This is a genomic window from Marinobacter gelidimuriae (genome assembly GCF_000372805.1).
Lineage (GTDB): Bacteria > Pseudomonadota > Gammaproteobacteria > Pseudomonadales > Oleiphilaceae > Marinobacter > Marinobacter gelidimuriae.
This window is the reverse complement of the sequence record NZ_KB889885.1, coordinates 1-24,618: the sequence shown is the minus strand read 5'-3', so window position 1 is coordinate 24,618 and position 24,618 is coordinate 1. Positions and strand designations below refer to the sequence as shown.

Below are 24,618 nucleotides of genomic sequence, written 5' to 3'. Positions count from 1 at the left end.
ACCGGAGCGCCTATTCACCAGCGCTCCGGTTTGTGTTTTTAGTGGCGTAACTATTCAGCTCACATCTGCCACGATCATTAAAATTGAGTCTCATCGGTATCCATAAACGCAGGGCTTTTACCCTGAAAGAGTAAAGCCAGAGCCTCTGTGGCTGACATCCCCTGCTTACGGCACGTTGACAGGTAACTGCGAACACGACAAAAGATCTTCGCCCCCGCCATTGATCGAAAACAACCGGATATTTTCTGCTGCACTTTCGTCATGCGCAGGTCATTCTCCCCCTGATTGTTGGTGAAGGGGACGTACTCGACATCCATAAAACGCAGAACGTCGTGCTCAAAGTTTCGTAACCTTTCCAGCAAGTTTCGGGCTTTTGATCGTTTTAGCCTGCCGCGTTTCCCCGCCTCTCGCAGGCTTACATCGGGAGGTGGACATTCGATATCTGCCTCTTCGAGACGTTGTCGATAGCGCTGTCGCCACCGTTCAGCATCAGTGGCTGGCAAGCGGCCACCGGCATCCGCTACCGTATTGTTCATATCGATCAGCAGGGCTTTCATCGCCTTGGCCCAGTGTTGACCGTCCTGCTCCCATGCCCTCTCCAGCTCTCGAAGAGGGTGCGCATTGCACAGGGAATGGGTGCACGCGTAACGGTAGTACGGCTTCCAATGATCGTGACACAACACTCCGTTGAAGAAGGGCAAGACGCCCATCTCGTCCATGGCCTCGGTGCCACGCTTGGTGTGGGGGTAGAGCAGCGTCAATGCGCTATTGGACGCGCAGTGCAACCAGTGGCGCTTCCCGTCCAGGTTAATGCCGGTCTCATCAACCTGCATGAGATCAGACTTGGCGAGCTGAGCTTTCGCCCACTGCTCGAAATGATCCAGCTTCTCGTAGGCCTCTTTGTTGAAATTGAAGACAGAGCCAGCACTGACCGGAATGCCCATCTGCTCCTGAAAGTGGTCACGGATTCGGTCATAGGGCAACAGCTGAAACTGCGACATATAGACTGCATTGGCCTTGATGCCGATGCCATACTGAACCGACCGACTGACCCTGTCCGGAAAGGCAGCAACACATCGATTTCCCTGATCGTCTTTAATAACCTGTGCTCGGTATTCAGTCACGAATCGCAAGATATCAATATCGATGACCTGCCGTGTTTCATAACCATGCTCTTGATACCGCCGTCCTTTTGGCAGAGAGCGTCGATCGACTTTCAGCTCTTTCACGGCGTCAGGATCATCGACCTGCTGCAAGGTGGTTCCGATACGCCCCTTCTGTCCGCCGGGTTTTCTATTGCTGGAACCCTTTTTAGAAGATTTGTCACGGTTCGGATCCGTTGAGGGCGGCTTACGACTATTTTTACTATTGAGCGTCGTGCGGTTGAGCAGGAGCGCCACCAAAACGAGCAGCACTTCCAGAGCGGCCTTGAGTGAAGGCGACAGGTCACGTTCTTTCTCAAGAAGGTTCTTGACGGAGGCGATCCTGAAGCGCTGGGGCGTACAGCCACACCCTTGCTACCAGCTCGGTTTTGGTCGCTGCTCCTGCGCCTTTTGTATTTTTGCAAGTAACGACCAGATGGCCCCCTTGCGCCAGATCGACCCGGAAGGATTCGAGCATATTGCGGCCATGGAGACCGATCTGGGGCACACCATGAAGCACGACCGCGCCCTGCACCAAGTAGCCGATGCCGGAACCCCTTACGAAGCCGTGACACCGGAGAGGGTGGCTCTGACCATGAGCACCACCTACGACCAGCCCATCCTCACCGACAACTGGGAACTGCCAGCCGGTGCCTACGGTGATTCAGCCGGCCCCCTGTAAGGGCCGGTCAACGGGAGACGACTCATGCCACATCAGTTTTACACACCCAGCTGGTTTCCGGCCACCGCCGCGGCCTCCCACTGGATCGGCCAACAGCCGCCAGCGGCCAACGAGGCAAACTATCCAGATCCGTTCGTGTCGTTCAAGGGGCGTCCCGCCCCAGGCCCGGGCAGCGCGTTCGCGTACACAGGAACCTCAACCGCCCATCGTATTATTCGCTCCGGATGCTCGAGGGACCGACGAAAGGCAAGGTGGTCGGCTATGCACCGGCGACCTGCCTGCACGACGTCAAGCTGGCGGTGTCCGAGCCTGGGCGTAACCGGGTTCTGCGCGATAAACAGCGCAACGTACACGCTTGGGCCGAAGGCATTTTCGAGACCTGCACCGACGCGCCACCGTTACCCTATCAGCGGCGGGACGTTCGCCGTCACACCTATTTCCCGTTCAATAAGGGCCATTTCTTCGATCGCACCCGCCCGGATCAGCCGGTCACCGAGATTCAGCGAGCCTGGATCACCGGAGCGGACATCCTGGCACTGCCGGAGATCGTTTGACTTCCACTTTACGATGGTTATTATGATTGTGTAGTCGCGAGCAAGCCCTCGCACCCTGTTAGGTTAGTTTTTTCTTGTGATGCTTCACGCGCATACTTGAACCGGCCAGATTAACTCTGAGCCGGTTTTTTCTGCCTGCAAACCCGCCAAACGAGACCAGCTGGTGCCCGCCAGAGCCCTCCCCGGCCCGCCTTTAAACTTGGTGAAGGGCGAAGCGCACGCTGAGCCCGCTACTGCCTTCGCGCCCGCGATGGCAGACATGAAAAGACCCCGCACTGAGGCCGGAATGAAGCCGGTACTTGAACGCACTCGCCCTGAAATACCCCTCTTTCGCTTCAGAGCAGCCCGCAAAGCGGCGTTTTCAAACGGTAATTAGTGTCAAAAGCCTGTGACTGTCCATGAGTTGTACCCGGGAGTAATGGTGGCTGAAGGCTTGGTGGGTGGCCCGCGAAAAGGCACTGGTGGTTACGAAGACGCCGGGCATCCGCTTGCTCTGACAGAGCTGTGTGAAGTTCTTTATTTGACATCCTCCCCTCCCTTCGCAAATTGCTCAGGAAGGGAGGGGAGGATGTCAAAACGGATCAGGCTTACCAGGTCGATTAACCTGTACGTGTATTCAGTGAGCCAACCCGTCAATTCTGCTAACCCGTCCGCCAGCCCTGTCAACCAAGCCTCCGACATAGTGCGTCATCCTCTTCCAACACCGGTACACCAAAGTAAACCAGTCGGTGACTTTTTGAACGGCACCGATAACTTTGAACCCTATATCCCCTATAATAATCGCATAGAGTAGTGTGAGTTAAATATTTTTATTCAGAAGCGGAGGCACCACAATGGTATCGGAAACTCGTCAATTACATGCACTGCTGGACGAAAACAACGGATTGGTACGAAACGTTGTGGCTCCGGAGAATCTGCACATCCCAGGCCTTGCAAGCGAGAATCAGAGCGTTCGCGAGAACACCGCCATTCGAGAAGTCCTTGAGCATGTGAATTTGCTGGACTTGCCGGCACTGATGGATGCCGAGACGCTAGACCGGTTTCTGTTGCGAGCGCCATTGAAAGACTATATCAATCCCAGACGCGATATCACTCAGGCGGCTCAACAGGGAAGGACGGTTCTCCTTAAGCACCTGTTGCATCATTTACCGCCTTCGGAGTGCCCGGATACCTTCGATAACTCCGGTTATAAGACCCCCTGGGCACAGAGTATGGGCGGCGGTCTTGATCAGGCATGTTCACAGGCCATCGCCAGTGAAGACGTCGAGACTCTGGAAGTGCTGATCACTCACGACACGGTATTGCGCACCGTGTTCATGAATCACGACGCCTACCAGGTGGGTGTGAACCCGGCCAGCCCGTTGAGCTCACTGCTGAAAACGGGCCTGCGGTATTCCCCGGCCAGCGATGAAACCAACCTGTATCGCATTACCAGCCTTCAGGAACGGCTGGACGTACTGCCACTGGCTGGCTTCGACACACACGCTGGCCTGCAACAAGAGGTCCGGGCACTGGCTCACGCCCTGACCCTGGATACCCAGAGCCCAATCCAGCGTCAGACGCAAAAACGCTTGTCGCAGGCCGCGCTGTCACTTGGCATGGAGCCAGAAATTCATCGTCAGCCGCTTCGGTTTCAGGATGACCAGACAGCCACTCTCGACACCCTGATTGAGAAAACCGGAGCGATAGAGAGACGGTATCCCCGGCTTCCGTCACAGAAGGAGGCCCTGGCAACTGCCATTGGTAATAACGTGGCCCGCCACCAGCTCGGCATCGATTTGTCGCAGTCACAAAAGCTGGACGCATATCGAGAGCGACAAACGGCAGGCAATCTTCAGTTGCCGCTGGCCAACTCGGCTGGCAATCCCATAACTCTCGCAATGGGACGTAATGAGTGGTGGTACCTGAACGACGAGCAGTTCATACGGGTGGTCGCGCAGAGGATCAGCAGAAGCCAACACGATCAGGCAAAGCCGATTGCCAAGGGACTGATCAACAAACTCTTGGAGACCCCTTCGCAGTCTCAAGTGAAGCCTTCTGCAGAAGATGTTGAGGTTTTGTTGTTTGCAGACGACGAGATTGGCGAAAGTCCCGGCAACGCCCATGAACCTGCAAGCGGGCCATCACCGACATGAACAACAGACAGACGATCCACGTTATTTATAACGCCGAAGACCTCTGCGAACGGCTAACCATGGACGATAAGGAAGCCCGGCGCGCATTACGGGCCGGTAAAACGGTCGATTTGAACGAATCTACGGTGGTCGCGGCACTAGAAACATCGCTATCCGGCTGGACAGAAAAACTGGGAGACCGTGAATGGCGAGCAGTAGCACCGGAATGGCTCATGGGATTGTCCCGACCGGTTGATAGTGGAATCAGCCCTGATGAATTGCCCATCTATTCAGGGGTACCTGTAGATCTGCCCTGCCAGCTTGCGGCAAAACGACTGAAACGGCTTGACCACTATGCCGGCCCGCAAGATATGAGGGCTCGGGTAGAATTAACCGAGATTGTGATGGCCACCCGGAGCGCCCGACTACTCAACTTGTTTCTGTTCAGTGACCAGTCGCTGGCCTGTCCATCGTTTCATGTGCCAGACACAGATTCACTGCGAACGCTTAAATCCGATCTGCACAAACTCGATGGGATTATTGAGCAGCTTCAGGAGCGATTTCGTGGGGATATCGGCCTTGGGAACCCGGTCTCCCAAGACGGATGGCTGAACCTGTCCCGGGACCTGGCCATAAAAAGCCAGTCCCTCAATGAATTAGCCTACCTCATTAATGATACCGGTACCGCCAGCATGGCGTTGAATGCGTTTCACGATTCATGGCTGGATTTGTTTGACGAAGATGTAGAAGAACCTGCGCTTCCCAACGCGCCCTTCACCGCAACCCAATAAGAGGCGATCACCATGGCGCAAAGTCACAATACGGCCACTCAAAAAATGTTTTATCTAATCGACAACAGCGTCGGTGAGCTGATCCAAGCAACATCCGATACCCATGAAATGGAAATGATGCTGGCAAACGGGCATGCACTCAGGGCATACGCTCCGGCCTTTGTGGTCCTGCTTGAAATCGGCCATGCGCCCTGGGACTCCCTGCTGTGTGATCGAGACTGGCAGCATCTGGCTGGACAAGTTGAACCGGTACTGGAAAAGATGTCAGCGTTCCGCCCAGCCTCGATTGCCGACCCCATTACGACATTCACGCATACCCCAACGACCCTTGCGCCTGAGTTCGCCACAAGCCGCTTGCAGATTCTTGAGCGCTTTGGCGACCTTCAGGATCTGATACATAAGCGTGAATTGATCGAAATCGTCATGGCCAACAAAGCGGGCCGCCCGATCAATGAGGCGTTTTTCAGCGATTACTCGAAGATGCTGACCCGGAAGAATGTCAGCAATGACATGACACCGGAATCGCTCGCTGGACGCGCGAGCGGTGATCACGAACGCCTGATGTCACTAATGTCTGAATACGAAGATCACTTAACCTTTATGGGCGAAGAGCACCCCGGCCTGGGTGAGGAGATTGCAATGCTCGCCCAATCCATTAAAGAGCGACAACATGATACTGGTGTCCGCGAGACGGACCTTGGGGTGCCGGGCGTTGTAAGCGCCCGATTAGCCGAGAATTTTGCCAACGCCGAAGAAGCCAGGGTTCGTGACCCATCACCTATTGAAGAATCGGACCCGGAAAACGCTCCGGGATGATGAATTAAGTCGGGAGACGCACCATGACAGCCAACCTGCGAGACCTCAACGCTCATCTGACGGCCCTCCATCAATTGACGGACAGCTCATCCCAGAGCAGCCACTTGAGCCGACGGCCGGTGGCCTCACTGCTGGCATCCTCCTTGCGCATGCTGGCTGAAACGGCGTTGCCGCGGGAAGGAACAACGGTGAAGCTTCAGAGCCAGAATCACGATCAGCTAACTGTTGCGGCACTGCGCGAGCGTGATCAGCCAACCCTGCGCCAGCAACGATATGAGATGTATCAGTCCATCGAACAGCTGATGACTGAGCTTGACGGCGTGAATTACTCCGCCTGGGACGCGCTTTCCGAACCGGACCGACAACGCCTGGGCTCGATACACCAGACGCATTCGAACCTGGCAGACGATATCCAGCGTGTTGTGGAGGGTGATGTCGACCCTGTTCGCTTCCATACATGGGCGCAATCCGAGATGGGTCGAAAGGCGCTGGCCAGAGCGGTAGCCCTCGCCCGAGAAGAGCACGGGAACAACCAGAAGGAGGTTCGCGAGACTTCGCTCATCGCATCGAAAAGAGAGTTCCTGTCTGAGTTCTACAATTATCTGTCCAGCCAGTTCCCCTCAAACCAGCCGGATGAGAGCCGCCCCACCCTCTCTATGCGTGAAGCGCTGATACACGCCCGACAGACATACGACGCCATGGCGAGCCAGAACAACAACAAGTCAGGGGTCCCGATGGAAGATCATCTGAACCAGGCTCTTGTCGGGGGCCAGAACACGCTGCGGTACAACCTGCCCGCTGTCGAGGGCATTGCAACACCGCAATACTGGCGCCAGTGGATCGATAACAATTTTGAGAGCGCCGAACAGGTCCCCAACGTCGACAACCTGCTGTCGTTTGGCCTTCAAGACCGTCTGCCGGCCTCCGAAGTGATCAGTGCGCTCAAGGCGAACCTTACCAGCCAAGAAATCAACGCCGATTCACCGACCATTCGTTACCTCGATGGCATTATTTCCGATGATCAGTACGCCTTGGTGGAACTGGGTAAATCTGGACGCAACGATATTCTGGTGCTGGATGACGAAGACGGTGAGCCGATCATCGCCACCGCGATCAACCCTCACCCATCCGAGAACGTGGTAACGACGCTGCCGAACATCCTGGTTGTGACGGCCCCGGGCAGGCGCCACCAGATTATGCCGGTCAGCGATAACGGACTGGAGAACACCCCAACACAGGCCGAGAAACGCAAAGACCTGATCCGCACTTCAGCGGCCAACCTGGAACATCGGGCGAAACCGGATGCCGTGGAAGACCGATTGAGCGCCATTCACGGGCGCTGGCGCGATCTCATCAGTAATGCGCATGAGAAAGACGTCGACACGCTTCAATCGAAACTCAAAGGCATGACAAAGGAATTGCGCGACACGGCAAAGAGCATCGTGGCGCCAGGCTTTGGCAACGAAGCGCAAGGGATCAACGCAAGACGACTGGTGCGGTTGGCCCTGCTCATTGATCCGGGCAACGCGAAACGGGAGAAGTGGCAATTCCGAACACCGGATTCGGTCAGCACCCGATCCCAGAGCCACCCGCCCGGCGTGATTATTACCGGCGAGGAAACGCAAAGTGATGGCAAAGCGACACTGCATTTTGATCTTCTGTCCGAACAGGGAGAACGCCTGAACAAGCCGGTTAAGCTCCGGGACATATCATCAACCGGCCGCTATCGGGTGGCGGCCTATGCGGCACTTCGCATCAATCCGGAGAACCCCAGCGTCGGCAAGGAGAATCCGGAGTTCAAAGGGTTGATGACGGTCATGCTGAGCGAGGAGAAAAAGATTGTCTCAACCGGCCACTGGCTACACCCGGACGATTACCGGTCGGTGACCGAGTTTTCGCCGCTTGGGCTGACGTACAAAGATGGCCAGGGCACGCCCCTGTTTGCCGATGACATGACCGCCCGATCCGAGGAAGAGGTACACAAGCTGATGGACGCAACAGTGTACCTGTTGCACGGCAGCCTCCTTGAGCCGGATAGCGCGGTGTGGGCCGCAGAGATCGCCAGCTATGACGGCGATTTCATGCTGTCAGTGGATATGGGCGATCTGGCCGGCGCCCCCAAGATACAGGTTCATGAAACCGTATTTCAGACCGCCAGCCTGGAAGACATAAAACGCCATCTGATTCAGAAAGTGGCGACCTCCGATTTCAGTAGGGAGGAAAGCGTTGATATGAGAGAGCGGATCAAAGCCATGTCGTGGGACCAAGCACGGCGCGGCATTGAAACGGCATTTGAAGAGCATGAACTTCTGCTTGAAGCGGCCCCAGGGTTGTGACCGGCTAACGGAGAGGTAACTTTGATGAACAACGAAAACATGGTGTATGCAGTATTTGAGCATGAGACGCCCGATGAACTGCAGCTTTTCACAACAAGTCATGCTCTGGCGGGGGAGTATAAGGCGAAACATCACCAAGTATTTGGAGCAGAGCCCTCCGTCGTTGCGACCATTTTACATCAAAGCCTCGATCTGCATCATGAAATGTCGGACAAAACTTGGCTGACACTGGCGGACGGTCTGAAAACACTTCACGAGAATCGACTGAAGCACTCCGTTGATCAGCCCGAAGCCCAGGAAACCGAAGGGCCGTTTTTCAACGTCACGCCATTGGACCTGCCTCACGATATTGCCGAAACGCGACTGCAAAAACTCAAGATATTTATGTCCACGGTGAATCTGCCAGCCGAACGCGAGTTGATCGAGTGCCTGATGGCTTACAAATACAGCCGTCCCGTTAACGAAGACCTGTTTACCGAGGAAAGCCGGAAAACGCCCTCGTGGCAAGAACAGATCGAATCCTCCGAACGGGGCCGTGAAACCGAGGCAACGCTGTACAGGGACTATGAAAACGTCAAGCGCCAGAACCAACACACCGCAAAGATGAACGAAACTCCGAAAAGAGAAGATCTTATAGAAGAGGCGCAACTGCTCCAGGAACGCCTGGAACTGGAACTGCTCATCGAAGCGCAAGATGAACACTTCGAGCTGATCGATGAGGATTACGAAGACCTCGACAGCGCACCCGGCCTTTAAGAAGGAGTACGAGCACGATGGGGCACTACAGCTGGCGTTGCGCCGAAACCACCCAAGGCATTCCGCTCCAGCGGTACGAGCTGACTGAGGCCATCGCGTTTCTCCCCAACGGGGATCGGGTGTCTGGTTTTCTGGGGAACTACGGTGAACTCTTGCGGGCTCAATACGTGGGCCGGGACAACCAGCCGCTCTCGGAGGAACAGAACCTGCCTGACGGTATCGGCATGGGTGTTTACGAGCTAATCGGTCGTTCCCTCACGCCTCACGTTCAACCGGGGCCAGACGGCTCTATGGCCATGGCGGACATTGATCGAATGCAGGACATGGTGAAGCTGGTGCGAGTTGAAGAGGTTGAGCCAACAGTCACCTATGACAGCCTGCCATCCAGCGTACCGGACCCTGGGGCGGTTACGATTACGAGTACCCGGAACAGTGGTTGCTGGAACTGGCGAAGCGATACGACCCCACGCCCTCGGCGATCAACGCAACCGAAGGCTCCGATGCCGAGTTACAATGCCCTGGGTAAATCAACAAATGACCAAGCTGAACCCGTTAGCCGAATCCATACGCACCGAAGCCTTCCAGCGCTGGTTTGCCGGAAGCTGGCTCCAGGACGACGAGGGTAAACCCATGGTTTTGTATCATGGGACGCGACCCGATACCGTCATTGATGCGTTCGAACTCCCCAACGACCTTGATGGCGTCTACTTTACGCCCGACCCGCTCTACGCAGAGGGGTTCGTGTCGGCATTAGGGACGGATGAGGGAAAAGCCGGTGGCATTTATCCGGTGTATCTGAGCGTCAAGAACCCCTATATCGTCATTGCCGACCCCGAGGAAGACGATTGGCTTCGATTCATTGACCGAGGCCTGGATCGCCGGGAATTGCAGGCCGCGGGCTATGACGGCGCCATCCTGATTGAACGAACCACGGGTGTCGTGGATCAGGTGCAGGCTTACGACCCTGCGCAGATCAAGTCGGCCATCGGTAATACCGGTACCTTTGATCCAACGGTGCCGGACATTCGCTATGCTCGCACTGACCCCCGCTATCTGTTTGCCGGACCGCAGGCAGAATCCTCCGATTTACAGTTACTGGACCAGGCCCGCCTACTCGAAAAAAACCGCATCACGTCCGAAATCATCTGGCGAGAGACCGGCTGGCTGAGAGGCGTGGATGGGAATTGGCGATATGAGATCAGTGACGATGACGCCAGGCTGACCATCGGTATTCCGCAAGCCTTCGAAGATGAGGTTCTGAACCGCGTTTATCAGGAAGTGTCGTTCAGTGAAGACGGTCAATTGGTCAAGGCCAGTTACCGAGAAGGCAAGCCCGACTATATTGCGGCCTTCGGGCACAATCAGTCCGATGCCGGGATCAGCCTGGTCAATCATCTGACGCGGCGCGAGTTTAAGGGCATTGCCTCGATATCGGACATTGATGGCCAGATTGTCGAGATGGGCGATATTCTGGATCACCCTCGGCTCTATGCGGCGTACCCACGGCTAAAAGAACAGGCGGTACGCTTAGACCGTTCGATGCACGAAAACGATTGGGGCGAGTTTGACTGGGGTACCGGTATAACACTGAACGGCAACCTGTCTCACGGACAGATCCTGGAGGTTTTATTACACGAAACTCAACACGCCATCCAGGAAGCGGAAGGGTTTGCCTACGGCGGAATGCCCAAGGAACGTTTCACCAACCGGATCAAAGACCGGCTCAAGGAACTGAGCATCGAGCAGCAGCAAAAGGTGGATGAGTGGACCGCAACCCACAAGTCTTTACTGGATGCCGAGGGCAATACCTCGGATATGATCACCTATGGCCTAATGTATCAGTCGGCGCAACGGCTGATGAGCTACGCCAACCGTGACAGGCCCAGCGGTGTGCTGCGCCTGATCCGCAATGAAATGGGCTGGGTTTTCCACGACAAAGTACGGCAAAGCCCATCACGCCAGGCATTCGATGATCTGCAGCGCCAGTGGTATGACCTGCCAAAACGACACCGAATGCAGGCCAGGAATCATTTCCTGCGAGAGCAAAGCGCCCAAGCTGCCGACCTCATTCGCAGCGTCATCCCCGAACCGGTATTCCAGCAGTTTCGCCAGGATCAGCGCCAGCTAAAAAGTGTTCTGAACGCACTGGAAAGAGAAGCCAGCCGAGCCCGGCAGGAAACTCGCCCCCTGCAACAACTGAAAAAGACAGAAGAAACCACCGAAGCACTCCGGGATCGTCACTACTTCAGCTCAACCTACGAGATCTATCGGGCCCTGGCCGGTGAGATCGAGGCCCGTAATACCGAAACACGCCGCGGGTTGAACGAAACTGAGCGCCGAAACACTCATCCTGAACGCACAGCCGATATTCCGGCAGACCAGGCGATCGTCATTTTTCGCAACAAGAACAGCTTCAATGTCGAAGTACCCTTTCGCACCACCAACACGGTACCGGCAAACTTTCTTCGCCAGCGCGAATCGACCGCCAACGGGCTAACCCGTGACCAGGCGCAGGTGATTTCCGATGGCCTGATGAAGAACTGGAAGGCGCGCCCGGAGATTGTGGCGGTCAATCGGATCAGTGAGCTGCCCGCTACCCTGCAACGCGATATCTGGAAAAAACGGGCTGCACACGATATGCGAGCGGCGTTCTGGAATAATACGGTATACCTGGTGGCGCCTCGCCTACCAAGCCGGCAAGCTCTGGAAGAGGTAGTACTGCATGAGGTGATTGGCCATTATGGATTGCGCACGCTTCTCGGCCCACAATTGGAGCCGACACTAGAGCGGATTTATGTCGACATGGCAGAAACGTCGCTGGCGGAACAAATCAAAAGCATCTACTTCAAAGAACCGCCATTCAATCAGGACGTAGCCGAACATCGCCAATTACTGGCCGAGGAGCTGATGGCACAGCTGGCGGAGTCTGGTGAGCACCGCCAGCTTACGGAAACGCACCGATACATGGCTGACGTGCGGTCTGGCCTACGCGATATGGGCTTTGAATTGCCCCTGACCCACTCCGACCTGCTAAACCTGCTCCACGGCGCTGAACAGGTGGTCCGTTATGGCGGTTTCGAGCGCCCAGGGGAATTTGATACCTGTTTCCGACGTGCATATCACGGCAGTCCTCATAAGTTTGATCGGTTTTCCACACAGTTCATCGGGTCCGGCGAGGGCGCTATCTCCTTTGGATGGGGACTGTATTTCACAGATAAACGTGAGGTTGCCGAGCTTTATCGCGACAACATCACTGCAAGGATGCTCGATACCGCAAATGGGCGCTTTCAGGCAGGTGAGTTAATGGAACTGCTTGGCGTGGGCTCACCGGAAGGACAGGCCATCACCTTATTGGTGCGAGGCCAGGGATGGGACCAAATCGCGTCAGAAAACCCTGAGCTATCCGAAGCAGTAGACTATTTGCGAGAAGAGGTTTCGGTTGTCGATGAAGGAGGCAGCCTCTACGAAGTCGAGATCCCCGACGAGTCCGCTTTCCTGGATTACGATAAACCGTTCAGCCAGCAGCCCCAGGGTGTCCGTGAAAAGATTGAAGCCGCTGCGGTTGACCGGGGGTTGCCCCTGGACATCGATGGCAAACCGTTGTTCCTGAAAAGTGACCCTTCCGGGCAAACGGTCTACGCGACTATCGGCGGCATCCGGGGTGAACGATACGGCAGCACGCTGCTGGGCCAGAGTGGCATCCCGGGATTGCGCTATCTCGATCAATTCAGCCGGCATTCACCAGGCAACGGAACCTACAACTACGTCATCTGGGACGCGGATTTGGTATCGGTGCAGGCCGTCAGCCGGCAAAGCGAGGCGCCAAAGCAAACCAATACCGAAGCGTTTTCCGCGTGGTTCGATGACAGCAAGGTGGCGGATGATAATGGTGAGCCGATTGTCATGTATCACGGCACCGCGTCTGACATTAGTGCATTTGAAGTCGAGCGAGGCGGCCAGAATACCGGGCATCCCGGGGCTGCACTCGGCGTCTATTTAACCCGCAGCCGGCAACTATCAAACAGCTACGCAGAAATGGCCGGGCGCGATGGCGATGGCGGGCAGAATGTCATGCCGCTATACGTGAGTATTCGCAATCCCAAGAAATACGACACCGCAAGCCAGTTTTACCGTGATGCCGACAATAACGCTGGCCGCGAAACCGATTGGCGCAGTGAGATGGAGGCTGATGGCTACGACGGCATCATTGTTCGTGATGATTTTGAGGAAGTTATTGCCTTCAGCCCCAAGCAAATAAAATCCGCCACCGGCAACATCGGCACCTTTGACGCCAGCAACCAGGACATCCGGTACAGCCGTGCATATCACGGCACCCCTCATCAGTTCGATCGGTTCTCATTGGAGGCCATCGGCAGTGGTGAGGGTGCCGCTGCGTTCGGGTGGGGATTGTATTTTGCGGGGCACCGGGAGGTAGCAGAGTTTTATCGGGATGCGCTTGCCCAAGTTCCCCATGCCTCAATGATCGCAGGCTGGGACGTGCTTGGAGCCTCCGCCGTGGCCAAGGACTTGCTGAAAGGTCTACCAATGGAACAGGCTATCGATTTTGCCCGCCAACGCGAGGGCAAAATGCGCGGTCTATACGACGACACAGCGGAAGAACTCATCCGAATTCAAGGGCGCGGGCATTCGGATACCGGGAATAACCTGTACGAAGCCAAAATTCCAGACGATGACCAGCTCCTAGATTGGGAGCGTCCTTTGACTGAACAGCCCACATCGGTGTATCGCGTCATTCGGGATACAGGCCTGACTGAAATGCTCGGCAACGAACCCTTCCCTGTTTCCGGGCAAATGATGTCCGGGGCCGACCTATACGATCAGTTGACGACATTCTTATCCGACCGGACACTGGAAGGTGCCAATCGGCAGGCGAAACCCGACAATAATGAGGCCGCCAGCAGATACTTCAACGCCATAGGCATCCCAGGGCTTCGGTACCGCGATCAGTTTAGCCGCCAAGCACCGGGAGAAGAAACGCACAATTATGTCATCTGGGACGACACCCTGGTCACCATCCGGGCGGTGAACGACGAGCTCCACCAAGCAACAGAGATACTGAATCCAACCGAAACCGAAGCGTTCCGGAATTGGTTCGGACACAGCGCCGTCACCACCCAAACCGGAGAACCCAAGACACTCTTTCACGCAACGGACGCCGATTTCAGCGCGTTTGATGTTGACCGGACGACAGGTGTGGCCGGCGCCGGGATTTACATGAGCGAAGATTGCCCGCTGGACACCCCCGGAGGGTTTATCATGCCGCTGTATGCCTCTATTCAGAACCCGGCTGACTTTTCCTCTGGCGATAAAGCCATCAACGATATGGCTGAGACCATAGGGCTGAAACACCTGTCGGAGCTGTCCACCATTCTCGAAATGCGGGAGTGGTCCAAGGCCTTCCGTGCAGGCATGCTAAAACAAGGTTATGACGGTGCAATGCTCGCCGGGCCGTATGGCCAAACCTATTACACCGCTTACCAGGCGCACATGGTCAAGTCTGCCACCGGCAATACGGGCATCTTCAGTGCACACAACAGCGACATTCGGTACAGCCGCGGCGCCGAGTACACCCAGCCACAACAGATCAGGGACGCCGAGAAAACCATCCCCCTGTTAATGGAACAGGTAGCAGCTGCCTACAAGATAAAAGATTTCCTGTTGGCCGAGGCCCTAGATGAAAAGCTTGAGGAAACGATGGACCACCTGGAGCACTCGCTGGCGGACATGGAAGAGGACGGATTCACCCAAATGCACTTCGATAATGCCGAACGCCATGTGCGGGACTCCCTGTACGCAGAGTTCACCGGATCTGCAGATGACTCCGAAGACAGCCTGAAAGAAATACTAGCGCAAACCTATAGGGACCTCCTTTCCCCGCGTCATTACATGGATCGACACAGCGCTATTATCAATGCGAAGGAAAACATAGCCATGTTTGGCGGCCGGGCCCGGCACGTTGGAGATGACCATATACTGGATGCGATTGAGGATGCCTACGAGAGCACGGGGGCCAACCGTGCCAGGAACAGACCAGCGCCACAAACCTTCGGAAAATCGGTTGAATCGTTACAGGATGAAGATCTGGATAACGACGAAGGAATGAGCCTGGAAATGTGAATCGACGGCTTTAGCCACAATGAGTTCACGATGCGCGCACACGGTTTTACGGATGCCAAGGTCAGCTTTTCAGATTGCACACCTGCGCCAGACGGCACATGGCGAGGAAGGCTGATTTTTAAAGCTTGGGGTAAAAAACGAATCTCCACTGTTTTTTCGAGAATCTTGAGTCTGGCGAGAAGCATAGCCTCTGTGCATTCAGGTCTCGTGATGGCTCAAGGAGGTATTCGGCCAAAGATGGGTGTGTTGATTTTTCAGAGCCAGGGATTGAGGGTCGCATTTATGATCTCCAAACCGGCTTAAACAGAAAAGGCAACCCAGCCTGGACTTCAGCAAAAGAATAGGTGTTCTGGGGCAGGCAGCGTTCAGCGTTTCAGGAGAGCTCGTGCTCGAGTCAAAATGCTCATAGGCACGCATCGACAAATCTTTTCGAGCTTCCCGATTGCGCGCAATAATACGGCACTAATCCCGAGGCAATATGTTACGTATCGCCATTCTGGCCAGCGCCCCCATCGAAACACCCGATTCGGCAGCCCGGATCCGCAAGGCTTTGTGCTGATGTTCGGTGAGATTGACAGGCACCGGCTTGGTACGCCTCATATATGTCGTTAATCGTTGCCATGCACCTCTCCGAATTCCAATGTGAAATTGCGTACTATAAAACGATCTTGAAAATCGAATCTTCAGGGCATAAATCCATCGCAATTTTAGGTGTATGATCCAGGCAGTCACTGGGGTCGATACCTATTTCGTAAACCTGCCCATGTGAGCACCACTCTCCAGATTTGAAACCTGGCTCTGAGTTGTGGACATGCCAGATACCATCAAACCCTTCAGCCTCGCTTTTTGTGCAAAATGCAGGCGTGAACCCAACTGGGAACGGCACTCCATCAATCATCAGTTGTTGCAAAGTAGCTTTTTCATCACCCGCTCCGTTCTCCAATCATATTAAAGCGTATTAGCACTGGTGTGGGATGAAAATAAATTGTTATCCCATAAAATAAAGTTTCACCCTTGAAAACAAAGCATCATCTTGGCGAACTCACACTTGCACCATGTAACGTTACGCGATACAGTAAGCTATGATTACAGGATTTAAGCACAAAGGGCTTGAAGCCTTCTATAGGACAGGGACGACCCGAGGCGTTCAAACTGAACATGCTGTTAAGCTTCGGCGCATCCTGGCATTACTAGATGTTGCAGCGGGCCCGGAAGACCTCAACATGCCCTCGTTCAAATTACATCAACTGAAAGGCGAGCTAAGGGGCTATTGGTCAGTCCGGGTTAACGGCAACTGGCGTGTGACCTTTCGGTTTGTTGGGGTAGATGTCGAATTGGTCAACTACGTTGATTATCACTGAAGGAGATCAAGCTATGATGATGAACCCTCCGCACCCTGGCGAATTGTTACGCGAAGACGTGCTTGCCGAGCTTGGCTTGTCAGTCAAGGAAACGGCTGAACGGCTGGGAATGTCTCGCGTAGCCCTGTCCCGAGTATTGAACGGTCGAGCGGCGATCAGCTCTGACCTTGCTCTACGCTTGGAAATGGCTGGTGTAAGCACCGCCCGCGCATGGCTCGCTATGCAGGTAAATTATGATTTGGCGCTCGCCAGGCAGCATCCTCAACCGCCGATCAAGGCTTTGCAGTCAGCGGTGAACGGTTAAGGATGGCACTTTATTTTCATGAATCAGAGATCGGTTGTTACAACCACGCTGTTGCAGGGTGATACTTTACCCAGATTGCTAAGAAAAACCGCCGCAGTTAAGGCGGTTTTTCTGTTAATGAGGATGAAACTTTATTTTAATCCCACACTTTTCGCGGTTTGGATTGTTCTGTCTACCGGGCTGGCCAGCCTCCCCACTTTTGAGCTACTTAATCGTCCTTGGCCCGGATATATCGGTCTCCTGATCACAGTTGGATGGTTTTGCGCGTCGGCCTGGTTCCTTCTTGGCATCACACCTAAGCGCGTCATGCGACATTTTCGAAATCGACGCTGACCGGAGCCCGATCATGTATGCAAATCACAAAGAATGTGAAGCCGCGGGACTGGACCCAAAGGAAGTTGAGCGGATCGCAAGGATTGAGCCGGTATGCGCGGCAAGCCCAGGCCATTGGGATCGAAATTTTTGGGGGCTCTGGTTCGGGATCGCTTCGATATGTTGACGGGCCCGAAGGAAAACTCATTGTGGCCGACATTGATGGCCATGTTGATGGCGGAGATGGAGGCAGTCTACTTTCGGACGACGGTCTTCTGCGTGGCGAATTCTAACCATTCAATGGGCACTTCAGGACCGCAAATCCATGCTCGAAGCCCTGAACGTTGAATCCGAAAAGGATGAGATTCGTCGTGAGATTCGAGCCATCAACAGGCTTCGTAAACGCCTGTTTGGTGACCTCGAGTCAAAGGAAGATGCCTACATGCGTACCGCAAAACGCACAAGCGTTAGCGATCGGCTCAAACTGGCTCACACTCAATGAACAACTCAAAATTCCCCGGGCATCCGCTATTCGATACGCCGAAAACTCTCAGCGACCAGATCGATCGCCCGGAGGACTACCCCTCTCTACAGGCATTTTAAAGCACCCTACCCTCTGGCTGTCGTGACGACTGGCATGCCGGCGCCCTCTTCTTGATGCGCCATGCGACGAACGCCGGGACCTATTCTCAGTTCCGGGGCGAAGTGCAACGGTTCCTGAACTACATCTGGGTTATCCGGAAGAAATCATTACGCGAGATTGGGGGTGATGACGTCGACGGCTATATGGAGTTTGTTAAGAAACCGCCCGCCAGTTGGTGTACGTCCAAAGGGTCAGCTGAAAAAAAGGGGGAAGGCCGCCAACGCGGTTATATCTCCAAGCATGGTTTGAGAATGGCCAACCCGAAGTGGCGCCCCTTCTACGACTCCGGTACACGTCGCAAGGCCGCGACGATGAACGCAGTTGTCGCCGGCCTGACCATTTTTTTCAAGAAACTGGTGATTAGCGAGTACCTGCCCAGATCGCCGATGATCGATGCCACCCGAAGGGCCCAGAAAGCCAGCAAGTCGGAGCATTCCGGCAACCAGAAAGGCATGTATGCAGCGTCAACTATCTTGGCCGTATACCGAAGACTCCGGCGCCCGCAGTAACGGCGGATGGGGCGCACCCAGATCGCCACTGAACACAATGCGCTGCTTAGAATCACCTTCGCGCGCATCACATTCCACATAAGCCGAACCCAGAATATGCCCGGCTCTCTGCAACCTGACCGCCAGCGAACACTCACCCTCCTCACTCCGGCAACATGATGGCCGAGGGCTCCGAACAGATAATCGACCCCTCAAATCCCGCAGCCAGCAAATAGGGAATCCGCCCTACGTGATCAATGTGCACATGGGTAACCACCAGTGCGCGGATATCCGATATGATCAATGGGGAAATCAATGGAGAGATCACAAGCAGAAGCATCCAGGCCCTCTTCCTGGCCCTGGAACATGCCGCAGTCTATTAGGATACCGTTTTTATGGGCTCCGGAGCCGAAGGTAAGTTCATGGCAGGAACCAGTTACGCCGGTGGTGGCACCGTGGTGGGAAATATTAATCATGGGGAACATTCCTTGTTCTCAAAAAACAAATAACCAGACCATCCTTAGCCCAGATCTTGATGACGGTAGTTTCTGAGCTTAAACGGGAAACCGCCGAATGTTACTCACCCCTGAAGGAACAACCGCCGGTGGAGTCTCACCATTGCACCAAACAAGATCCGCGACCCCGCCATTGGGCACAAACCCCGTAGGCGCATCACTCAGGATTTCAACAACACGGCCACAGTCAAAATCGTGACTCGCGCGCAGCAAATCCTTCAACGTGGCATCCAGTTCCTCCGGTGACATAGACACTTCCCGGGCCATCATGATTCTCGGATGTGACGTACCCTGGGGGTTGTCGCCAATCAACAACTCCTCATAAAGCTTCTCACCAGGGCGCAGGCCACTGAACACCAGCTCTATCTCGCCGTCTGGCTGCTCGGCGGTTCTTTCGCGGCGGCCCATCAAATGCATCATCTTGCGAGCCAAATCGGCAATCTTGACCGGTTCGCCCATATCCAGCACAAACACTTCACCGCCCTCACCCATGCTACCGGCCTGCAGCACCAGCTGGCTGGCTTCGGGAAGGGTCATGAAATAGCGAATAATATCCGGATGAGTGACCGTCACCGGGCCACCGCTGCTAATCTGATCCCGGAACAATGGCACCACAGACCCTGATGAGCCCAGCACATTACCAAAACGCACCATAGAGAAAACCGTGTCGCTCTGGCGCTGCGCCAGCCCCTGCAACACCAACTCCGCCATACGCTTACTGGCGCCCATCACATTGGTGGGCCGTACCGCTTTATCGGTAGAAATCAACACAAACAACTCAACACCGGCTGCAACCGCCGCCTCGGCCGTGTGCAATGTGCCAAACACGTTGTTCTGCACACCCTCAATCACATTGTGCTCTACCAGCGGCACATGCTTGTACGCCGCCGCGTGATACACCGTTTGTACAGCGAACGAACGCATCACCGATTCACAGCGCCGACGATGCACCACACTGCCCAACAGCGGGTGAACACACACATCCAAACCTTCCGCAGCGTTGATCTGCTGAAGCTCACGCTCAATAGCGTACAAAGCAAATTCTGACTGTTCAAACAGCACCAGGCACTTGGGCTGGTGGCGAATAATCTGCCGACACAACTCAGAACCAATCGAACCACCTGCACCGGTCACCATCACCGATCGTTCGAATAGAGACGACGCCACCTGGGCGTTGTCTGGCCACACCGGATCACGCCCCAGCAGGTCTTCAATTTCCAGATCGCGAATGTCGTTAATGCGAACCTGGCCGGCAATCACTTCACTGAACGACGGAACGGTTTGTACCGGAAGATTCAACTTTTCCAGCTGCGTCAGCAACTCGCGACGATTGACATCCATATCCGCGTCAACCGCCAACAATAAGCGTTTAACCCGATGGCTACGCACCGCCTCTTCCAAATGGCTCAACGCAAACGCCGGCAAACCCACAATTAAGGTTTTGTGGTTGCCAGGTATCAGACTGATGAACATGACAGGGTGGTATTCGTCACCTTGCTGCAGGGCTTTAGCCAGCTGAACAGCGGTTTTACCGGCGCCTATAATCCCCACACGCTCTTTATCACGCCCGGAAGAGTACTGCACCAGCATACGCATGCTCATACGGCTGCCACCGACAAAAATAAAGGCTATGTCTCAGTTAGCTGTTGCACATTCGTATACCCCAGCGACTCCCCTAGACAAATCAATGGGTTGAGCCGTGCCTTGTAGCGCTCAAGCAGGCGCCGCCAGCCCAGATAGTGGGTTAGGTACTTCGTGGCCACACCATGAAAAGGCATCATCCAGTTCTTAAGCCGGCTATCGTAGGCATTGACGTTCTGGATGTGAAAAGCCCCATCAACCCGGCGCTTCTGACTCGGGTTGACCGGTCGATGAGTAATGCCTTCTGCCTTGGCAAAATGGGCATAGACACCTGCGCTGTCGGTACAAAGAATCGCGTCCGCGTCTACCAGGGGGCGTAGTCGTTCCCCGACGTGGCGCGCATCAAGCTTTTCCAGCTTGAAGTCGGCCTGCTGTCCACTGCGATCTCTTACCACCAACACCGGGATCTGCTCAGCAGACAGGCCGCGTCGCTTGGCACTCCCGCCTCGCTTGCGAGGTGGGCGGGGCAGGTCTCGCTGGCCTTTGAAGGACTCCAAGAAGAAGGTTTCATCCGCTTCGACAATGCCAGATGCATGCTGGGCCTGGTGATCAGCAATCCGAGAAAGAAACCTGTGCCGCCACAGAAAGGCTGTGTTCTTGCTGACGCCGCAATGGGTTGCAGCCTTGCGCACGCTTAAGCTCTGGGTGAGCGCCTCGGCATAGTCTTGCCAACGATGGCGCTTCCTCAATCGCGCCATTGGCGTGCTCGTCAGAGCATTACTGGTTTTCGCACAGGCCTTGCAGCGATACCGAGGTAGGTCACCGCTGGAGCCCCATGACCGACGCTCACGGGACTGACAATGCGGGCAGCGACTGGGGGCTTTGATGACGTCCAGCGGCAAGTCGCCAGCCCCCGAAAGGCGGGATCGCAGTTGATCGCGTTGCTCTGGGTTAAGGATGGAGAGCTGGGCTATCCACTGTGAGAATTGAATCGTTTTCATGATCACCCCTCATATTCGGAGATTTCACAATTCAGTTTAGACCACTGCAACAGTTAACTCAGACAGAGCCATAATTAAATAGATGAAAGTCAAAGATAGACCCAATAAATGCGCCAATATAAATAGCCATTCCAGCGAACCCTGAATCAATTAACTCAAGCTTCCAAAGCAAGAATGAAGCTGAGAACCAAACAGACGAAAGACAGAGTAATGCCGTTATTACACGAGCCAAAGGATCTGAATATATTGCTCTTTTAATAATACTCAATGCTCACCTCTTCGAAAGTAGCCTAACGCTTGCCTGCACTGGTTATGTTTGATCCGAGTCGGGTTGCAGAACCGTCCGGAGTTCATCTTTTAACTCTTGACGAAGCTCCTTTGTCTCAAAGTTCCACTCTCGAAGCATCGAATTATGGAATGCTTGAAAATCAAAAGTTATATGTTCACTTTCGATACCTTTGCCGTCGAAATGCTCCCCAGCCTCTTCGTGGGCGTTCCACATCTCTGCATGCTTTCGCATATAGAAGTCATTTATTTTTCTGAGAGTGTTGGTAACTTTACCTTCAAGCTCCGGGGCAACATATAGGCCAACATCCTCTAATTTGGCATAAGCATTCGATACTGAATCAAATGCCCGCCCGAAGGCCTGGAAGTTCTCTGAGAAGAGATGAAAATATCTTGACGCGTTTTGTTCCTCTGGCGTTCCCGAAAACCGGCTAATTGTAGGTTTTTTGCGGAACTGATGCCTTGGAAGCGAAGTACTTACGACGGCAGAGTAACAACCCTCAAGGGCTGAAACCTTCTTTTGCTGATAACTGACCGAGTGTTCCTTCTTTGATTCTGCAAAGACCGCTAGCTCGGCCTCAAGTTGGAGTCTTTTCCTGTCGATCTGATGTTGAAATTCTCTTTGTGACTTCGCTAGTTGGTTTTGAATAAAAAGCTTGAATAGAACTGCTACAGCGCCTGCGCCTACAAATCCACCACCTATCAAAGATACTAAAAAGTCTCTCAATGCATACTCCCGAAAACATAACGCCGCCAGCATGCGCGGCTTTGTAGTGGAGGCGAAGCCGCAACGAAAAAGGCGTCGCCGTGCCTGGCCTTGTTAGCGCACTTGCCATCAATCAAGAAGCTCCGGGCGTTCATTCAAGTACTCCCAGGCCCATGGCTGAATTATGAAATCGAAACCGCGCAAAGAGCCAAGAGAACTTCCCCTGATGATTATTTTCTCCCGCTGGAGCCCATTAACAGTACCATCCTGAATGGGGAGTGATTGGCTACGCGTCTGATTGTGGATGTAGTAGCGAAGGATATCTTTCTCAGTTGGGTTAAGCCTCTGAAGGCGCTTCCTACCAAGGCGAACCCAATGCGCTTCCGCTATCCATGGATAAATAAACTTCCATGCTGCGGCTAGACTGTTAACCAGCGTCAAGGCGAGCGTCATTAGAAACCCCGCACCAAGATAGGCCCTATATTCTTGCACAAGTTCTTTTAGTCCGAACTTCTCAAGCGCTGCGTCGCCCGAGAAGACCATGATCCCAAACACAATACAAAGGGCCGCAAGTGTCTTTGTCGGAAGCTTGACCCATTCAAACCATTTGCTTGGATCCATGTTGCGCTCCTGTCGCTAACGCCCAGTTCAGCGGGCCCGAATGCGGAGTGGCTGTTTGCGCAACAATGCCGTAGGCATGCGCAAACAGCCGCGGAGTGTTCGGGATCCCCTGGAACGCCTTGTGTACGCCCAGCATGGGCATGAACTAATGGGGTGAAAGTCCCCTGTGGGAAGATCACCGTTCAGCCGGTTTTACCGATTGAACGCTAACCACTAGCGAATGGCAAGGGCCAACCCGCGAGGCGCGGTCTGGAGGAAGCCGCTAGCAAAGCTGCGAGCTGATGAACAAGAACATCATATGAGGCGTAGGCCGGAGGCGAGTTGGTAAGCGCCCTTAAATCGACCCACTTGTCCTCAGTCGATCTGCGACACTTTTTTTGAGATTCGTTCCAGATCCACGCTCCATGGCAGCAGTGCCTCCAGCTTTTCCAGTGTGTCAGCGTCAGCAATGCGCTCCAGCACATGCTGAATATAAACCGAGGGTTCCAGGCTGTTGGTTTTAGCGGTCTCGACCAGGGAGTAACACGTTGCACTCGCCCGTGCGCCCTGCGAGGTATCTGCAAAAAGCCATGCTTTTCGATTATGGAAACACTTCCATAATCGAAATTATCCGAGGTTGTCAGTTATGGAAGGTTTCTCAAAGAGGCCGTTTAAAATCGCCGCCTTTTCACCGCCGTAATCCACTCCCTGCACTGAATTGCCTTCCATAATAACCGGTGCTGTCATGGTGACTCCGCCCTGATCAGGAAGGAGAGTCACCATGGTTGAGTCTGTTCATTCATTGTCGCCACTGGCATACCAATGATTCGCCGATTCACTGCTCAGCACGAGTGCCGATGCGTATCTCCGTTACCTCAATGAGCGCGGTTATGCGGCAGGAGCCATCAAGGAATATTTCAATGGTATTGCGCATTTAGCGCACTGGTTGAAGGCACAGGAAGCCGACCTTACCGATATCGGTGACCACCCACGAATATGTCGAAGCGGACCTGGCGATGAAGGACCGGGCATTGAAAAGGCTCCACGCCCCGCCCCAAGCATCGGCGCGATACCGCCCGTCGGACAGTGTTTTACAGTTTTTGCAGAGCTTATAGTTATGTAAGATTCAGGTGATCAACTCACCTCGGTGCAGTACACGGCAGATGCCGCTAAGTACTTCAACTGCCAAACAAATCAGCATCTATCCTGGCCGGCTCTCAAACGCCTGATGAGCACATCCTTACATAACTAAGGACCGAGGATAATTTCGACCGAGAGCGAATGGACGGATGGCGTTTTCGGCCAGCACGTTGCTGATCTGTAGGTCGCCNCGTTCGCAGTAACCCACCAAGGTGGGCCATTGGTTCAACGTATAATCCATGGCGGTGCGTGTCAGGGTGCCTTTTGCGACTTTGCCCGCGTTAGCCTCCAGCCAGGTCTTCAGTGTTTTCAGTCTGGGTACACTCAGTTCCTGACGAATGCGGTAACGCTCG

Annotated in this window: 20 protein-coding genes and 3 pseudogenes; 13 read left to right on the top strand and 10 right to left on the bottom strand. The window is 54.4% G+C overall.

Going from position 1 to position 24,618, the window contains the following annotated elements:
- Positions 1–77: 77 nt before the first annotated feature.
- Complete coding sequence (gene tnpC, locus A3OI_RS0109460; protein WP_026224111.1) at positions 78–1,484, bottom strand: IS66 family transposase; 1,407 nt, start codon at positions 1,482–1,484, stop codon at positions 78–80.
- Between tnpC and A3OI_RS19745 the strand changes: the two genes are divergently transcribed.
- Both A3OI_RS19745 and A3OI_RS24795 read left to right on the top strand, forming a co-directional pair.
- A complete protein-coding gene (locus A3OI_RS19745) occupies positions 1,471–1,824 on the top strand; it encodes a hypothetical protein (RefSeq protein ID WP_018404039.1) in 354 nt (117 codons plus the stop codon). The two genes, tnpC and A3OI_RS19745, sit on opposite strands and share 14 nt — an antisense overlap.
- Before the next feature lie 50 nt (positions 1,825–1,874).
- Positions 1,875–2,378 carry a hypothetical protein gene (locus A3OI_RS24795; RefSeq protein ID WP_456085380.1) on the top strand — a complete coding sequence of 168 codons (504 nt, stop codon included), beginning with the start codon at positions 1,875–1,877 and terminating at the stop codon, positions 2,376–2,378.
- Positions 2,379–2,739: 361 nt separating this feature from the next.
- On the opposite strand, the gene A3OI_RS24660 is transcribed toward A3OI_RS24795, so the two are convergent.
- Positions 2,740–2,898, bottom strand: a complete 159-nt coding sequence (locus A3OI_RS24660) for a restriction endonuclease (RefSeq protein WP_407635520.1) — start codon at positions 2,896–2,898, stop codon at positions 2,740–2,742.
- A gap of 313 nt (positions 2,899–3,211) precedes the next feature.
- Between A3OI_RS24660 and A3OI_RS0109435 the strand changes: the two genes are divergently transcribed.
- Genes A3OI_RS0109435 through A3OI_RS0109410 form a run of 7 tightly spaced genes read left to right on the top strand, consistent with a single transcriptional unit; the run spans position 3,212 to position 15,329 of the window.
- A complete protein-coding gene (locus A3OI_RS0109435; protein ID WP_018404036.1) occupies positions 3,212–4,513 on the top strand; it encodes a hypothetical protein in 1,302 nt (433 codons plus the stop codon).
- Positions 4,510–5,283 carry a hypothetical protein gene (locus A3OI_RS0109430; protein ID WP_018404035.1) on the top strand — a complete coding sequence of 258 codons (774 nt, stop codon included), beginning with the start codon at positions 4,510–4,512 and terminating at the stop codon, positions 5,281–5,283. The genes A3OI_RS0109435 and A3OI_RS0109430 overlap by 4 nt, the downstream gene beginning before the upstream one ends.
- Before the next feature lie 12 nt (positions 5,284–5,295).
- On the top strand, positions 5,296–6,099 hold the full coding sequence (locus A3OI_RS0109425) for a hypothetical protein (RefSeq protein WP_018404034.1): 804 nt from the start codon (positions 5,296–5,298) through the stop codon (positions 6,097–6,099).
- Between the two features lie 23 nt (positions 6,100–6,122).
- The gene (locus A3OI_RS0109420) at positions 6,123–8,435 is read left to right on the top strand and encodes a hypothetical protein (protein ID WP_018404033.1); all 2,313 of its coding nucleotides are present in this window, start codon (positions 6,123–6,125) and stop codon (positions 8,433–8,435) included.
- Positions 8,436–8,456: 21 nt separating this feature from the next.
- Positions 8,457–9,191 (top strand): hypothetical protein, encoded by a 735-nt coding sequence (locus A3OI_RS0109415; protein ID WP_155903078.1) that lies wholly within the window; start codon positions 8,457–8,459, stop codon positions 9,189–9,191.
- A 17-nt stretch (positions 9,192–9,208) separates the two neighbouring features.
- On the top strand, positions 9,209–9,817 hold the full coding sequence (locus A3OI_RS22715; protein WP_155903076.1) for a hypothetical protein: 609 nt from the start codon (positions 9,209–9,211) through the stop codon (positions 9,815–9,817).
- A complete protein-coding gene (locus tag A3OI_RS0109410) occupies positions 9,726–15,329 on the top strand; it encodes an ADP-ribosyltransferase-containing protein (protein ID WP_155903073.1) in 5,604 nt (1,867 codons plus the stop codon). The genes A3OI_RS22715 and A3OI_RS0109410 overlap by 92 nt, the downstream gene beginning before the upstream one ends.
- Before the next feature lie 655 nt (positions 15,330–15,984).
- Here A3OI_RS0109410 and A3OI_RS22710 read toward each other — a convergent pair.
- Positions 15,985–16,239 carry a hypothetical protein gene (locus A3OI_RS22710; protein WP_155903071.1) on the bottom strand — a complete coding sequence of 85 codons (255 nt, stop codon included), beginning with the start codon at positions 16,237–16,239 and terminating at the stop codon, positions 15,985–15,987.
- 172 nt (positions 16,240–16,411) lie between these two features.
- Between A3OI_RS22710 and A3OI_RS0109405 the strand changes: the two genes are divergently transcribed.
- The 4 genes from A3OI_RS0109405 to A3OI_RS0109380 all read left to right on the top strand — a co-directional run bounded on the left by A3OI_RS0109405 (position 16,412) and on the right by A3OI_RS0109380 (position 18,458).
- Complete coding sequence (locus A3OI_RS0109405; protein WP_018404030.1) at positions 16,412–16,690, top strand: type II toxin-antitoxin system RelE/ParE family toxin; 279 nt, start codon at positions 16,412–16,414, stop codon at positions 16,688–16,690.
- Positions 16,691–16,703: 13 nt separating this feature from the next.
- Entirely contained in the window at positions 16,704–16,994 is a 291-nt protein-coding gene (locus A3OI_RS0109400; RefSeq protein WP_018404029.1) for a HigA family addiction module antitoxin, read from the top strand.
- A 637-nt stretch (positions 16,995–17,631) separates the two neighbouring features.
- Positions 17,632–17,808, top strand: a complete 177-nt coding sequence (locus tag A3OI_RS22705; RefSeq protein WP_018404026.1) for a hypothetical protein — start codon at positions 17,632–17,634, stop codon at positions 17,806–17,808.
- A 152-nt stretch (positions 17,809–17,960) separates the two neighbouring features.
- The gene (locus A3OI_RS0109380; protein WP_155903069.1) at positions 17,961–18,458 is read left to right on the top strand and encodes a hypothetical protein; all 498 of its coding nucleotides are present in this window, start codon (positions 17,961–17,963) and stop codon (positions 18,456–18,458) included.
- On the opposite strand, the pseudogene A3OI_RS21850 reads toward A3OI_RS0109380, so the two are convergent.
- The 7 genes and pseudogenes from A3OI_RS21850 to A3OI_RS19715 form a co-directional block, all read right to left on the bottom strand.
- Positions 18,438–18,913, bottom strand: a pseudogene (locus A3OI_RS21850) (MBL fold metallo-hydrolase); the annotation flags it as partial. The gene A3OI_RS0109380 and the pseudogene A3OI_RS21850 overlap by 21 nt on opposite strands.
- 78 nt (positions 18,914–18,991) lie before the next feature.
- Positions 18,992–20,554 (bottom strand): polysaccharide biosynthesis protein, encoded by a 1,563-nt coding sequence (locus tag A3OI_RS19725; RefSeq protein WP_018404023.1) that lies wholly within the window; start codon positions 20,552–20,554, stop codon positions 18,992–18,994.
- 26 nt (positions 20,555–20,580) lie between these two features.
- The gene (locus A3OI_RS0109360; RefSeq protein ID WP_026224109.1) at positions 20,581–21,534 is read right to left on the bottom strand and encodes an IS1595 family transposase; all 954 of its coding nucleotides are present in this window, start codon (positions 21,532–21,534) and stop codon (positions 20,581–20,583) included.
- A gap of 310 nt (positions 21,535–21,844) precedes the next feature.
- Entirely contained in the window at positions 21,845–22,546 is a 702-nt protein-coding gene (locus A3OI_RS0109355) for a hypothetical protein (RefSeq protein ID WP_018404020.1), read from the bottom strand.
- A gap of 108 nt (positions 22,547–22,654) precedes the next feature.
- Positions 22,655–23,146, bottom strand: coding sequence for a superinfection exclusion B family protein (locus A3OI_RS21105; RefSeq protein WP_018404019.1), 492 nt, complete (start codon positions 23,144–23,146; stop codon positions 22,655–22,657).
- A 354-nt stretch (positions 23,147–23,500) separates the two neighbouring features.
- Positions 23,501–23,725, bottom strand: a pseudogene (locus A3OI_RS21845) (transposase domain-containing protein); the annotation flags it as partial.
- A gap of 667 nt (positions 23,726–24,392) precedes the next feature.
- Positions 24,393–24,618, bottom strand: a pseudogene (locus A3OI_RS19715) (IS66 family transposase); the annotation flags it as partial.